The 14,518-nt window shown below is 37.6% G+C and carries 16 protein-coding genes and 1 pseudogene; 1 reads left to right on the top strand and 16 read right to left on the bottom strand.

From position 1 onward, the window contains the following. Positions 1-189: 189 nt before the first annotated feature. The 3 genes from LI288_RS08675 to LI288_RS08665 all read right to left on the bottom strand — a co-directional run bounded on the left by LI288_RS08675 (position 190) and on the right by LI288_RS08665 (position 2,773). On the bottom strand, positions 190-1,287 hold the full coding sequence (locus LI288_RS08675; RefSeq protein ID WP_227090106.1) for a hypothetical protein: 1,098 nt from the start codon (positions 1,285-1,287) through the stop codon (positions 190-192). A gap of 283 nt (positions 1,288-1,570) precedes the next feature. Then, positions 1,571-2,560, bottom strand: a complete 990-nt coding sequence (bsh, locus tag LI288_RS08670; protein WP_227090105.1) for a choloylglycine hydrolase — start codon at positions 2,558-2,560, stop codon at positions 1,571-1,573. A gap of 21 nt (positions 2,561-2,581) precedes the next feature. After that, entirely contained in the window at positions 2,582-2,773 is a 192-nt protein-coding gene (locus LI288_RS08665) for a hypothetical protein (RefSeq protein WP_320055232.1), read from the bottom strand. 151 nt (positions 2,774-2,924) lie between these two features. On the opposite strand from LI288_RS08665, the gene LI288_RS08660 reads away from it, so the two are divergent. Next, entirely contained in the window at positions 2,925-3,263 is a 339-nt protein-coding gene (locus LI288_RS08660; RefSeq protein WP_227090104.1) for a hypothetical protein, read from the top strand. A 207-nt stretch (positions 3,264-3,470) separates the two neighbouring features. Here the strand turns inward: LI288_RS08660 and LI288_RS08655 are convergent, their stop codons facing one another. The 13 genes and pseudogenes from LI288_RS08655 to LI288_RS08595 form a co-directional block, all read right to left on the bottom strand. After that, complete coding sequence (locus LI288_RS08655; RefSeq protein ID WP_227090103.1) at positions 3,471-4,043, bottom strand: CDP-alcohol phosphatidyltransferase family protein; 573 nt, start codon at positions 4,041-4,043, stop codon at positions 3,471-3,473. Then, on the bottom strand, positions 4,033-5,097 hold the full coding sequence (locus LI288_RS08650) for an FUSC family protein (RefSeq protein ID WP_118237443.1): 1,065 nt from the start codon (positions 5,095-5,097) through the stop codon (positions 4,033-4,035). Before LI288_RS08650 ends, LI288_RS08655 begins: the two co-directional genes overlap by 11 nt. Positions 5,098-5,128: 31 nt before the next feature. Beyond that, a complete protein-coding gene (locus tag LI288_RS08645; protein WP_227090102.1) occupies positions 5,129-6,172 on the bottom strand; it encodes a HAMP domain-containing sensor histidine kinase in 1,044 nt (347 codons plus the stop codon). Continuing rightward, a complete protein-coding gene (locus tag LI288_RS08640; protein ID WP_003698938.1) occupies positions 6,172-6,843 on the bottom strand; it encodes a response regulator transcription factor in 672 nt (223 codons plus the stop codon). The genes LI288_RS08645 and LI288_RS08640 overlap by 1 nt, the downstream gene beginning before the upstream one ends. 18 nt (positions 6,844-6,861) lie before the next feature. Then, positions 6,862-8,295 carry a phospholipase D family protein gene (locus tag LI288_RS08635; protein WP_227090101.1) on the bottom strand — a complete coding sequence of 478 codons (1,434 nt, stop codon included), beginning with the start codon at positions 8,293-8,295 and terminating at the stop codon, positions 6,862-6,864. 174 nt (positions 8,296-8,469) lie between these two features. Next, positions 8,470-8,895, bottom strand: a complete 426-nt coding sequence (locus LI288_RS08630) for a MarR family winged helix-turn-helix transcriptional regulator (protein ID WP_006858455.1) — start codon at positions 8,893-8,895, stop codon at positions 8,470-8,472. Between the two features lies 1 nt (position 8,896). After that, entirely contained in the window at positions 8,897-10,261 is a 1,365-nt protein-coding gene (locus LI288_RS08625; protein ID WP_172679323.1) for a citrate/2-methylcitrate synthase, read from the bottom strand. A 254-nt stretch (positions 10,262-10,515) separates the two neighbouring features. Next, positions 10,516-12,075: a cardiolipin synthase gene (gene cls, locus LI288_RS08620; protein ID WP_014080824.1), complete on the bottom strand. Its 1,560-nt coding sequence runs from the start codon at positions 12,073-12,075 to the stop codon at positions 10,516-10,518. A gap of 241 nt (positions 12,076-12,316) precedes the next feature. Continuing rightward, positions 12,317-12,742: an EMAP domain gene (locus LI288_RS08615; protein WP_015559630.1), complete on the bottom strand. Its 426-nt coding sequence runs from the start codon at positions 12,740-12,742 to the stop codon at positions 12,317-12,319. 89 nt (positions 12,743-12,831) lie between these two features. Beyond that, positions 12,832-13,353 carry an O-acetyl-ADP-ribose deacetylase gene (locus LI288_RS08610; RefSeq protein ID WP_227090100.1) on the bottom strand — a complete coding sequence of 174 codons (522 nt, stop codon included), beginning with the start codon at positions 13,351-13,353 and terminating at the stop codon, positions 12,832-12,834. 20 nt (positions 13,354-13,373) lie between these two features. Continuing rightward, positions 13,374-13,733 (bottom strand): YccF domain-containing protein, encoded by a 360-nt coding sequence (locus LI288_RS08605; RefSeq protein ID WP_227090099.1) that lies wholly within the window; start codon positions 13,731-13,733, stop codon positions 13,374-13,376. Position 13,734: 1 nt separating this feature from the next. Further along, positions 13,735-13,953 carry an aspartate dehydrogenase gene (locus LI288_RS08600; RefSeq protein ID WP_227090098.1) on the bottom strand — a complete coding sequence of 73 codons (219 nt, stop codon included), beginning with the start codon at positions 13,951-13,953 and terminating at the stop codon, positions 13,735-13,737. Then, positions 13,940-14,518: pseudogene (locus tag LI288_RS08595) on the bottom strand (DUF188 domain-containing protein). The gene LI288_RS08600 and the pseudogene LI288_RS08595 overlap by 14 nt, the downstream one beginning before the upstream one ends.

The following is a 14,518-nucleotide window of genomic DNA, read 5'->3' as shown; positions in this document are numbered from 1 at the left end:
AACAGACAAAATTTGCTCCATTCTACCTAACCCGACAAATTTTTTACCGAATGCAATGTATACTGTGTATATCAAACTTATGCGCTCTTCACAGTTGCTCTTGCATCGGATAGAATAAAATCAAAGAATCCCCCATACAGCGAGGTAGTTATGAAAACAAGGAGATGTCCCTAACAACCGTGTACACTTTCAAAACATAAGGCACACAGCCGTCATAACAAGACAGTTTTTCTGTCTGCATCCGCAAGCGGTCGTACTATGCCACAAAGCATAGTGCGGCCGTTTTTTGTTTCTCGCGAACAAATAAATCCATACAGGAGGTGACCCCGATGTATCTTCCGGAAAAAGAATTCGAAGAAATGCAAAATAACGCTCTGCCATAGGTACGGCGCCCTGCCGTTCCTTAACGACAAGGTGAAACGATGGGAAAATACATAGGAAAGACACAGGTGTTGAAATAGCAAAGGCTGTTTGCAAAAAGCACCTTGCTGCGCAACAAAAACACCTCTCTTTTTTTGACCCTCGCGGTCGACAAAATTCCAAAACAAACCGTAAAAACGCCAACAAACACTCCTTATAGTCAGCCGGTCCAATAGGAAAACCTGCAACAATGCCTCCTGCGTTGCCATCCGTTGATATGAATACCGAATTCTTAATCTGCAGATTCTTTATCATTCCATAATTATATAACGCAAAACCCTGCGGTCCGCTTCCGTTCGCATACAGTCCGCTGATAGAATGATTGTTACCATCAAATACAAGCTTTTGGTTATTGTATGGATATCCAGATGTTCTGAACACCTCGTCCCACATCCTAATGTCATCCGTCTTCGCAACAGGAGTACCATCCTCCTGAATCAATGTTCCTTCATTTACTACGATATCTGCTGTAAGCCTTGCACCCTTTGTATAAACTGTCTGTGCATTATCTGCGTAGGCATATAGTTGTCCGGCATTACTGATCTCGTAGACTCCATCTGTTTCATTGTAATGTGGTTTTTCATAATAATCACATCCGGCATTGGTACAGAAGCCATTCTTGATATTGTGATGTGCCTCGCTTGCATCATTGGTATATCCGGTACACCCCTTATAAACCTTATACTTGTCAGATGCACAGGGATTTGGGAGCGAATTTTCCGAAGATAAATTCTGTCCCCATGTAGCAGATGACTGATTTAACAAATACGCAGCCTCACCATTATAAAAGGATTCCTTGGGTAAAAAGGTTTCTCCATCAAATGAGTGATTCCCAAAAAAATGTTGTACTAGTATCAGAGCACCCATAGCAAGAACTCCAAGACATCGTATCATTCGAATAGTTTCAAAAGGTAGAAGAATTTGCATACGTTGATTATAATCATGTTCGTCCACACAGTTATAATGGTTATCGAACCCCATATGAAGCAAGGACGGCAGCATAAATTGATAAGCGCTATTTTTTAGTCACAAGTGTTACAAAAAAGCTTGACCACAACATAATATGCCAGTGGTTTTTTCGGTGTTTTAACTTCTTTCATGGTCTTTCCTCCTGTTGTTCTGCGTTATGCTTTCTCCGTGCATTTTCGTATTATTTATTCTGCCATCTGACTTCGCCCTTGGACAGAAGCGGATAACAGATCAGCTGATCTGAATCCAGATTTTCCGCATGCATGTCAACCGCTGTGATCTGACGATTATCATAAGTCGTATAATAATAAATACCTTTTGCTGTATTACAACAGGACGTGTATATCGTGATCTCATATTTGCCTTCTGTCACCTCACAGCATCCACGCTGCTGATCTACGGATCCTAAGATATGGAAGAACTGGCTTACACTCTCATCCTCTTCTTCACCGGAGATCGAATTTAATTTTGTAAAGGCAACTTTCACAAATCTTGACTGGCTGGAAAGATCTCCAGGTATTCCCATTCCACCCATTCCTCTGCTATATGCATCAAGCTGTAATACTCCTGCAAAAGTACTCTCCGGCTGTTTTCTGGATACTCCGGCATAATTATTCAGTGCAAACATCTGACTCGGGAATGGTGGATTATTGGTAAGCACTCCTACCGGATTATCATATACATGCAGCCCATCTTTCATAGACTCAACAACGATACAGGAGTCTTTGTCTGCAATGATCCAGTGAAGCTGTGCTGTCGGCAGCTGTTCACTGAATGCTGTACCTGTCAGTCTCATTGCTGCCAGCTTCTCTCTCGCCTCTGCTACAGTAGCACACTGTGTAAGGATCCATGGGATGAACTCGAACTGTGCCACCTGGCTGACTTCTGTTTCATCTTCCGGCAAAGCCTCTTCATATGCCGCATTGCCGACAAAATTAAGACCTGCCATTCCAAGGCCTTTTTCATTAACAGCATCATAATAAAGCGGATAACCTTCTGCAACAAATGCCATTCCGATCAAAGCATAATGGCTTTTTATCTTCCCGGCAAACCGGAAATCAAATTCGTAATTTCTTGGTGTTATCGTGATCTGTTCCCCATAGGAAAATTCATAATCAAGCGTTCTGCCCATATAAAAATCTTTTGTTTTGTAAGTTGCTGCTGTACACATATCGAACACCTCTTCTTTCTGCTATAATAGTCCTGCAAACAATCTCATAAACAACTGTCCGAGCCGTAAATATGCACTCCGTCCTGTGCGGTACTTTTCGGTCACTTCCCTGCATTCATTCATGGTTGTTCCCAGATCATCTCTTATATCCAAAACTGTCTGACTATCCGCCATAAAACAACCATTTTCAAAGTGGTGATAAAGCAATGCCATTCAGTTAAGCATCATTTTAGTGGTTTTCTGTCATAGAAAGCCACTGTTTTTATGCCTAAAAACTTTAAAAATATTACAAAAAACAGTTGACAAGTAAGCCAATATATGTTGCGCAAGCCTTGATTATAAACATATTTCAAGGAGACTCATTATGGCTGATTTTTTCTTATCTAATTTAAAATCCACACTCGACAACTGCATCACAGAACTCGATGAAATTCACTCCATGTTCTGCCGTAATCCGGAAAGTGATTTTACCAGGAACCGCAAACTTTCTTTCCGCGAGTATATTCAGTTTATGCTCCAGATGCAGAGTAAATCCGTTTCAAATGCAGTAAACATATGCAGAGCATATCTCAAACACGATGGTAACGAAACAGAGTCCATGCTTCTCATACAAAAGTATCTGACACCTGTCAAGTACAATCGAAAATATCCTATCCACCTCCGTCCAAAGAGAAATAGGGATTTCATGTATCAGGTTGCATAAATCTCGTTACCATTATACTGCATTATAAGGCAGATAAGCAATCTGTCTTTTTGTCATAAAAAACCTTATCTAAATGACATTGAATGATTTATTTTCTATCTAAAATTTTATTAAACCGAATAAAGACTCCATAGTTTGTGTGTTTGACTTACTGTTTATATCTATCTTCTCCTAAATATTTTTCTAGTCATTGCAATATAAAATTGCTTATACAGTCTCTCCCTTAAGAGTCCTGGTATTCTGGATAATATACAGAGCGACCGATATGACCATCATTATAGCGCACAAACCAATCAACAGATCTGATACCATCGGTGTAATTTGGAACCATATAATATGCACCGCTGCAGTTCCATATAATAAAAAGGTTACTATCTTTCCATGCCAGTCTGCACCATGTACTTTTCCTGTCTTTCGTATCACAAGACATCCACTGACTACCATATACAGCTCCTTACCTGCCATTATTACGATTAAAACAAGCATATGCGGAAAACGAGTAAACAGACAGATTAACATCGCTGCCTGTGTCAACTTATCAGCCACCGGATCAAGTATTTTTCCTAAATTACTAATCCTATGGAATCTTCTTGCGATATATCCATCAGCAAGATCCGTAAGACCAGACAGCAATAAGATTTCACCAGCTAACAGAGGATTTTTCTTTACACAATAACTCCATATAATTACCGGAATCAGACAAAGCCGAAAAAAAGAAAGAAGATTAGGAACCGTAATAATTCTATTCAAATTTTCTTCCTGATTCACTTCACTCTGCATGTACGGTCACTTCACTTTCCTTTTTTTTAGACATAAACCAATAAAATATAACACAAAATGCTAAAGCAAACACAACACCAAAAACATTTTGAATCACTCTAAGACTAACCGCTCCTTGTAGTCCATAAGTCTCTGCAGCAATGGCTAAAGCACCAAATGTGTTAAATACTGCCTGCCAGCCATATTGTGCTGAAAATCCTACACCGATTCCACCAAGAATTCCTATATATGCATAGATTGACGAAGGAAGCAGAAAATATAATACTGTAAAACATATAACACCTGCAATATTTCCGACAATCCTTTTACGGACTCTGTAGTGCATATCTTCCATAAACGGCAAAATCGCGGACATGGCCGCAATACCAGCCCACATTGCACGTGGCATATTACAAAGTTCTGCAATGCAAAGGACAATCGGTACGCATAAAATCTGACATATCTGCCATTTTGTTCTGGAAGAAGTGATATCAAATTCTTGTATCAGATCTTTCAGATTTCTTTTATAAGTTCTGTTTTTATGATTTCGATAAAATACGAAGCAGGTAAGTGCTGCACCTAAAGCCATTCCGACTAATCGCATCTGATAGCTTTTTCCCGTAACATCATAACCATATAGCAGTAGATACCCAAGAACCAATGTAGATTGATTAAACATGAATGGATTATGGCATCCGAACAGAATCAACACAGCCAGTGCCGCAATATTTAACAGCATTCCCAATACCGGTGAAAACTGATTTGCTAAATGCGGACATACAGTCATAATTACAAAGAACAAAGCCAAAAGCATTGTAGATTGTCCGGTGTGGATCCCCAGATCCGCATTCCGAAATACCATAAGGCATAATAAAACTACTACACCCACAATACTATTCTCATTTCCAAATAAGATACTGAAAATAGTAACAAATAAAAAACAAAATGCCATTGTAACAGCTATCTTTACCAAATATACCAGTATATGATATGATTTTTCTTTCACTGTTTCACTCTTTTTCAACAGATTTTTAGAACCTGCCTGATTTAACTGCAATTCCTGATAAAATGTCATGTAATTCCTCCTCTATCTGTTTTTCTTAAACTTATATGGCCTCATCTTTCTGTATTGGAAGCTCTACAACAAATCTGCATCCACCATATTCACGGTTTTCTGCTTTGATTGTTCCTCCGGCACTATCTACAATCCGTTTTACAAGTGCAAGACCTAGCCCATTTCCTTCCGCTTTATGAGATCCATCTACCTGATAGAACTTGTCAAATATTCTGGATTTTACATCATCCTCTATTCCTGGTCCTTCATCTTCCAGAATGAACTTAACAGAATCCTGTTCTTGTTTCAGAAACATCGTAATTGTCCCCTTTGAAGGGCTGAACTTAATCGCATTATCCAAAAGATTTATCCAGATATGCATAAAAAGTCCTTCATTCCCAGTATATTTAACTTCCTCCAATTCTACCTGAAAACCAATTTCTTTTTCTGTCCATTTTGTCTCCAGGGAAAGAAATGCCTGACGGATCTGTTCATCCAAACGATATTCTGTTTTTTTCATTGGTATGTTCTGATTCTCTAACTTGGATAACAGCAAAATATTTCCAACCAATCCGGAAAGCCTTTGGGTATTAAACAGGATTTTTTCTACATATTCCTCTTGCTCCTGAGACAGTTCTTCTCCCTGAAGAAGCATTGTATACCCTTCAATGGCATTAATCGGGGTCTTAAACTCATGAGAAACATTAGATACAAAATCCATCTGCAGCACCTCTGTTGCACGAAGCTCTTTTGTCATAACGTTAAAACTTTGATAAGATTCTCCAACTTCTGCTATACGGCTGTTCGTTTCCAAATGCTGTTCAAAATCTCCCCGAGAAACTTCCTTCATTGCTTTACTAAGTCTGGTAATTGGTTCTAGTAACTTTGCATTAATAAAGGAAGTGATCAGCCCTGCAATCAATGTATTGAAAATCAAAAGCCAGCCAAGCACAGGTATGCTGCCCGGCAGATTAAAAAAATGATTCATAAAAGCAAATAATAAAGCAGATATGACTGTTGAAAATACAAGTGCCAGCCAGATTGCACCAGTCAGACAGGATCGGATCCGCAATCCTTTTTCTTTCTTTTGTTCCATTATTTTTTCACCACCTTGTATCCAATTCCACGCATTGTTACGATTTCAAAATCAGGGTTATCTTTAAAACGCTCTCTGATTCTTCCTATATGTACCTCTATCGTATGTGGGTCTGCCTCCGTCTCGTATCCCCATACTTCATCCATCAACTGTTGTTTTGTAAATGTTCTGCCTGGCGAAGCTGCAAGCTTATATAAAAGCAGGAATTCTTTTTTAGGCAAAACAAGACTTTCCTTATCAGTTGTAACCGTCATTGCATCATAATCAAACTCTGTTGAACCGATCACAATTTTGTGTTCATTCAGTATCTGTGCACGGCGAAGCAGTGCTCCGACTCTTAAAACCATTTCATTCACATTTACCGGTTTTACCATATAATCGTCACTTCCTGAAAGAAATCCCTGGCGCATATCATCAAAGGAACCTTTCGCAGTGATCATAAGCACTGGTATCTGATATCCTGCTGAACGAAGTTCTGACACCAGTTCATAGCCATCCATAACCGGCATCATAATATCAGAAATGATCAGATCAATATATTCCTTATCCAATACTTCTAATGCCTGTGCTCCATCCGATGCACTTTTGACTTGATATCCATTCTTCTCAAGCACTTTTTGGAATAGCTGGCTTAATTCTTTATCATCTTCTACAATTAATATTTGAAACACGATCTTCTTCCTCCTTTATCAGAACAGATATCTTGCCCATCCAAGCAGATGCTGTACCAAAAGTATGTTTCTCTGACGCTTCTTTGTCAATTCAATTGGCTCTACATGATACGGATCACGATAGGTTCCATCTTCCAATACCTGTCGGGACACTCTTTCATATTCCATCATGCCCTCTTCCAACTGTTTATTAATATCTTTACTGCGAATTACAAGCATCAGTTCCGTATCCAGATATGCACTTCTCATGTCCATATTAAAGGAACCGATTACAGACAGATCATCGTCAATCAGAATACTTTTTCCGTGGTATGAATAACCGCCTTCATATTCCCAGATATTAATTCCTGTACTTAAGATTCTATTTCTGTTTTTCGCATAATCGGCAGCCCCAAATGGATTCCCATTATTCGCAACTGAATTTGTCATGATAGAAAAATCTGAAACGTTCTCTGCAATCTCCTCCCATGTATTATACATCATATCATTACAGATAATATATGGTGTATGAATTTTCACACGATTTTTTGCATTTTTCATCAATTCTCCCAACTGATACCACACTACTGGTTCTTTGGAACCTGTGTGAATAGGATTTGACACTAATGCAATCTTTTCTGTCTCAAAAGTTTCGTCCGTGTAATCGGTATCGCAGATTCTTTCCTTATTCTCTTCAAAATATTTCTGATAGCCGTTCTGCAACTCTAAAACTGCGTTCTTTACAGATTTTCTATTTGCCAGTTTTTTATTGTCATGAAAATAACCACTGTCTTCTTGTTCCCATATCGTTTCAAAATACTCTGACAACTGGTTAACTGAATTTTCTTTCTCAGGTTCATCGCAAACCACTAACACGTCTCTGTCATAGTTCTTATGTCCCGGAAAATCACCCAGGAAATAATTGTATGTATTTCTTCCCCCAAGAATATATCTCTTTCCATCTGCAATCAAATATTTATCATGCATTCTACCCATCATCTTCCATGGTTTCAACGGATTGGCCTTATTATATAGTTTAATTTCAACATTCTCATGAGAAGATAATCCATAGAAATACGGATTTCCTTCCATATCAATCCAGCTCTCCATTCCATCTACTAACAGACGAATATGTACACCTCTGTCTGCCGCATCATGCAGTGCTCCTAAAATCAATTTTCCACTTTCATCGGATTGAAATGCAAAAGTAGAAAGAATAATTTCCTTTTTTGCATTCTTGATCAAACGCACTCTTTGTAAAAGCGCTTCTGGATTCTTTTCTATGATTACTGCCCGTTCTGTATTTTCACTGCATTCGTTCCATGACCCATTTTTTGTTTCTTTTTTGGTTGTATTGGACACTTCCGGCTGCTTTTTATATGCAACGCAGATTCCGAGCAATTCATAAAAAGCCACACATAAAAAAATTGCCAGTATAACAAGAAGGATTTTACATATTTTATGCTTTTTCATTGTACATCACCTGATTCCTTTTTATTTCATACTGATACAATACAAAGTCAATCTCAATTTAACCTCAACAAAATTTATTTTTCATAAAAAATATGACAGGCTTCTTTTTAAAGAAACAGTCATATTTTTATTCTAATATATGAAGGAGCTTTTCTTACTCCGTTGTATTAATCACTATTTTATTTCTTCCATAAGCTGTCGGATTTTTCTCAATGTACACCGTGTAACTGCCAGGTCATCTTCTTGTATATTCGATATGATTTTTTCATAAGCTTCTATCATTTTTTCTTTCTGACAATTACTTAATTCAATTGCCTTGTTCGTCAAAACAAGGTACGTTCTTTCTTTTTTTTCATCTAATTTCCAGATAATATATCCTTTATTTTCAAGACTTTTTACCATCTTAGATGTTTCTGGAATCGATAATTTCATGTATTCTGCCACTTCTGAAAGATATACTCCTTCATGACAGTCTGATTTTTCAACACATTCCTTTATACTATAAAGAAACAAATAATCTGTTCTTTCAACAAATTCAAATATACTTTCAACATTGATGCTCTTTAAAAAAAACTCCTCTGCACTGGTTCCTGCTCCCATATTATCGTTCCTCTCTTTCTATATATTCTTTTTTGCTGACTAGACTCTTATATGCCGGGCGAATGATCTTATCTGTAGTTATCAATTCTTCCAGGCGATGTGCACTCCAACCTGCAATTCTTGCTATCGCAAATAATGGCGTGTACAATTCTCTTGGAATATTCAACATGTCATACACAAAACCACTATAGAAATCTATATTAGGACTTACTCCTTTGAATATCTGACGCTGCTTTGCAATCAACTTAGGTGCAATCTTCTCAATATTGTTATAAAGGGTCATATCTTTCTCACGTCCTTTATCCCTTGCGAGTTGTTCTACAAAGCCTTTGAACACCCTTTCTCTCGGATCTGAAATAGAATATACAGCATGTCCCATTCCATAAATAAGTCCTTTCTGATCAAACGCCTCTTTCTTCAAAATCTTACTCAGATATGATGCAATTTCCTCTTCGTCTTCATAATCTTTCACATGACTTTTAATATCATCCATCATATTCATTACCATCAGATTTGCACCGCCATGTTTTTTTCCTTTTAAGGATGACATTGCTGCTGAAATAACAGAATAAGTATCTGAACCTGAAGATGTTACTACCCGTGTAGTGAATGTAGAATTGTTACCACCACCATGTTCCATATGTAACAATAATGCTATATCCAGTACTCTTGCTTCCAGTTCTGTGAATTTTGTATCTGGTCTTAATAGGCGCAGGAAATTTTCAGCAATAGATAAATCTTTTTCAGGTCTATGAATATACATACTTTCGTTTTTTTCATAATGACAATAAGCATGGTATGCATATACTGCTAACATAGGAAATGCTGCGATCAACTGCATACTCTGCCTTAGCACATTCGGAATTTCAAGACTTTCTTTCTCCTTATCGTAAGAGCCCAATGTAAGAATACTTCGAGTCATAGAACCCATAATATCTGATGTAGGTGCTTTCATAATGACATCTCTGGTAAAGTTAGTCGGTAGTTCCATACAATCAGATAGTCTTCCCTGAAATTCCATTAACTGTGTATCAGTTGGCAATTCTCCGAATAAAAGAAGATATGCTCCTTCTTCAAAGACAAACCTTTTTCCTTTACTTCCTGTTACTAAATCTTTTATATTATAACCACGATAAGATAACTCGCCATCACATGGACTCTTTACTCCATCACGATATTCAAAAGCTTTTATATCAGAAATATTTGTAAGCCCCGTCAACACACCTTGGCCTTTTTCATCTCGTAAGCCTCTTTTTACACCATACTCTGAATACAGATTCTTACTAATGCTATCATTTTGTTCACAAAAAATTGCTTGCTGTTTCATATAATTTTCCAAATTGCTCATTTGAATCGCTCCTTTCATTCTGTTACGAACTTACATACTATACTCAGATATTCTTGTTTCCAGAGCATTCAGCATTGTCTGTTCTTTTTCTTATTCTTATTCATTAGCAATACAATACAATGGAAAACTCAATTTAACCTCAACTAGGTTTGTTTTTTCATCCATGCAAAATCTTCTTTGTACAACAGACTGTTAGATATAGCAAAAACGGCCTTTCAAAAACAGTCAACTTCTAAATCAACTGTTTTTTGAAAGGTCGTTTCATCAGATTCTTATAGCAATCCAGCAAATAATCTCATAAATAATTGTCCCAGTCGCAAATATGCACTTCGTCCGGTTTGATATTGGTCTGTCACATCACGACATTCTCCCATCGTTCTTATCAGATCATTTTTTATTTCCACAACTGCCTGACAATCTGCCATAAAACAGCCGTTTTCAAAATGGTGATATAAACTTCTATAATCCAGATTAATTGTTCCACAAGTTGCCATACAGTCATCTGCCACACTCATTTTTGCATGACAGAAACCAGGAGTCCACTCATAAACACGAACACCATGTTTAACTAATCCATGATAAAAAGAACGAGTTATATTATAAATGAATTTTTTATCAGGGATACCAGGTGTGATAATTCTTACGTCTACCCCTCGCTTAGCAGCCAGACATAACGCATGCGTCATTTCATCTGTTATGATTAGATATGGAGTCATAAACCAACAATATTTTTCAGCTTTATTTATCATACTGATATAAACTTCTTCTCCTACTTGCTCATTATCCATAGGACTGTCTGCATAAGGTTGAACAAACCCAGTTTGCTGTGCCGCATAATCATAGTGGAAAAGGTATTTACTAAAATCAGAATCATTAGCATCCTTATCACTTACTGCATTCCACATTTCCAAAAATGTCACCGTAAGCGACTGAACAGCATCTCCTTCTAAACGAATACCTGTATCTTTCCACTGTCCATACGGGTGTGTGTAATTAAAATATTCGTTTGCTAGATTATATCCACCTGTAAATCCGACTTTTCCATCAATAACTGTTATTTTTCTATGATCACGATTGTTCAAAAACAGATTTAAACCTGGCATAAACGGATTGAATACACGGCAATGAATTCCTATTGCCTCCATCTTTTTCACAAAATCTGTGTTAATAAAGCCTATAGAACCCATATCATCGTAGAATACTCTAACTTCCACACCTGCTTTTACACGCTCTTCCAGAACATCTTGAATCTTATGCCATGCTTCAGCGTCTTCTATCGCATGATATTCCATAAAGATAAACTTCTGTGCTTTCTCCAAATCCTTAAGCTGTGCCTCTAATCCTTTCACTGCTTCATCAAAATACACAATATCCGTATTCTGATAGATTGGATACTGCGAATTTCTTTGTATGTAACTTGCTATATTTCCTGCTTTCGGAATTGTTTCTTTTATTCTGCTCAAACACTCCTGACTGTCCGGAAGCATTGGTAACAATTTGCTATCAATTTCTGCATATCGCTCACGCATTTTATGTGTGCCACCATTCAAACCAATCAACAAATACAGGCCTACACCCATAATTGGGAAAATTAGAATTAAGATGACCCAAGGCATTTTCATAGAGGATGTCTTATTTGATGCGTACAATCCCAAAACCAAGATTCCACTCAAAATCCTTGTAAATAAATTTATGATTTCTGCATATTCATTCAAGCGTGTTACGATAGTAATAATAAAAATCACTTCCAGAAGAATGCAGATTATGGAAAAACACAGCCGTTTTACCCCATTTTTTGTTTTTGCTTTGCCCTCTAAAGTATCTTGTTTCATATATATTCCACCTTCCTAATAAAATACTAATAATTTATTCTACTCAATCATTCTTTCATTAATATCTGCAACCTCATTTGTATGTAACATAACCAGTGATATATGCTACTTTATCATCAAAGTCACATAATAACCTTATATGTTTTACCTCTCTCCGTAGTTCCTCCTGCTTTTCACATTCTTATCAACAACAACGATAAAATGCCACACAGTTATTAACAACCATGTGACATTTATACTCTTAATACAATTTTGCACCTGCTGGAATTGCATCATCTAACATTACCAGATTCAGTTTTTCTTCTCCATTTACATTGTGAATTGCAGAAAGAAGCATACCACATGAATCTATTCCCATCATAGAACGTGGTGGAAGATTTACGATTGCCAATAATGTCTTTCCAACAAGTTCCTCTGGCTCATAAAAAGCATGTACTCCTGAAAGAATCGTTCTCTCATTCTCAGTTCCATCATCAAGTGTAAATCTAAGAAGCTTCTTGCTCTTTGGAACTGCTTCACAATTCTTCACCTTTACAACACGAAAATCTGACTTTGAAAATGTATCAAAATCAACCTGCTCTTCAAATAAAGGCTCAATTTCAATACCTGTATTATTTTCAGCAACTGCTGCCACTTCTTCTGCTACTACTACTTCATTGTTATCCATTTGGTTAATCTCCTTTTCTTCATTTCTCACAATATATTATATCGACAAAAACAAAATCATTAACAGATATACTAGACATTTCGTTTCTATTATTCATATATCTTATCCACCTCAGATTCATACACCGATTCAGTATGAGTATCAAATAGCACCCACTCCACCAGATCAAACCAATCCGGTTTATCCTGCAAAAACCTATTTACTGTATGTACTGCAATCTTTGCCGCTAACTCTACCGGAAAACTATATACTCCCGTTGATATGGAAGGAAATGCAATAGACCTGATTCCATTATCCATTGCCAGCTTCATAGAATTCAAATAGCAGTTAGCAAGAAGCTCCTCTTCTCTATCCCTGCCACCATTCCATATCGGTCCTACAGTATGTATCACATAATCACATGGCAGATTATAGGCTTTTGTTATCTTTGCTTCTCCAGTCTCACATCCGTGAAGTGTCCTGCACTCTACCAAAAGCTCCGGTCCTGCTGCTCTATGAATCGCACCATCTACACCACCTCCGCCAAGAAGAGAGTTGTTTGCTGCATTTACGATTGCCTGCACATCTGTTACTTTTGTTATGTCACCTTTTATCGTTTTAATCAAATACATTTTTCCTACCTGCCTATTAATTATATTACCTCTGCCCCAAATGGCATCAGAGACAATTTTGCAATTTTGAAAAACTGCTTTCCAAAAGGAATTCCGATAATTGTTATACAACATATCAGACCTGCCACAGCATTTCCAACTGCCATAGGGATTCCTGATACAATCAGCCAGATAATATTTGCAATTAAACTAACTGCACCGCCACCATATACCACTTCTTTTCCAAACGGAAAAAATGCCAAACCTGCAAACTTAAAGCACTGTATGCCTATCGGTATTCCTATTATTGAAATGCACCACAGGCAACCTGCCAAAACCCACGACATTCCACTTAACAATCCACCACATATAAACCAAAGTATATTTCCTAATATGCTCATATCAATATTCCTTCTCTATCTCATCATCTATTCCATACATTTTCTTGAATGCATCAAGGTCTGCCTGATTCTTAATCAGCATAATCTCTTCTATCTTACCAGTATGAATGTCCTTAAAGCCCACAACCTGCTCGCCATTACATATGCTCGCCTTGATTACCGGTTTCTTATTTTCTTTATCATAAGTCTTTGTAACTGTCTTTTTCTTAAATAGTCCCACTCTGAGCACCTTCTTTTGACTTTGCCATCAGTATTAGTTTTTCAAAGGAGTTTGCAAAGCGTACATCATCTTCTTCTGTACGCTTTCCCTGGTCTCCGTTGCCACTCCGGTCCGTGCAGAACCGATGTCCACTGGACATCGTGCACCCTTTCATATGATTCTTATGAGAGCTGCGTCTTGCCTTTTTGTTAAGATGCCGCTCCATAAGCATCTGATCTATGTTCTCATTCGTGTACCACTTACCGGATTGGTGAATAGCATATGTCTACGCTCCGCTTCGGTCGGCTCAAAGCCAAGGTCCACCGGACCTTGTGAGCCCTTTTCCAAGAGCCATCGCAGCAACACCATAATCCTGCGATACTACTACATCCCCTTTATGACATATGCTGATTAGTTTATAATCTACTGCATCTGCTCCTGCACCTACTACAATCACTTCGCTGTAATCAGAATACAAAATATGATTCGTATCACACAACAAGGTGGTAGAAATATTGTATTTCTCTGCTATTGTCTCGACAATGCCCACTACCGGACACGCATCTGCATCTACAAATATCTGCAT

Source organism: Lachnospira pectinoschiza, from assembly GCF_020564355.1.
GTDB lineage: Bacteria > Bacillota > Clostridia > Lachnospirales > Lachnospiraceae > Lachnospira > Lachnospira intestinalis.
Note: the sequence above shows the minus strand (reverse complement) of the source record. Positions and strands in the feature narration are given on the sequence as shown.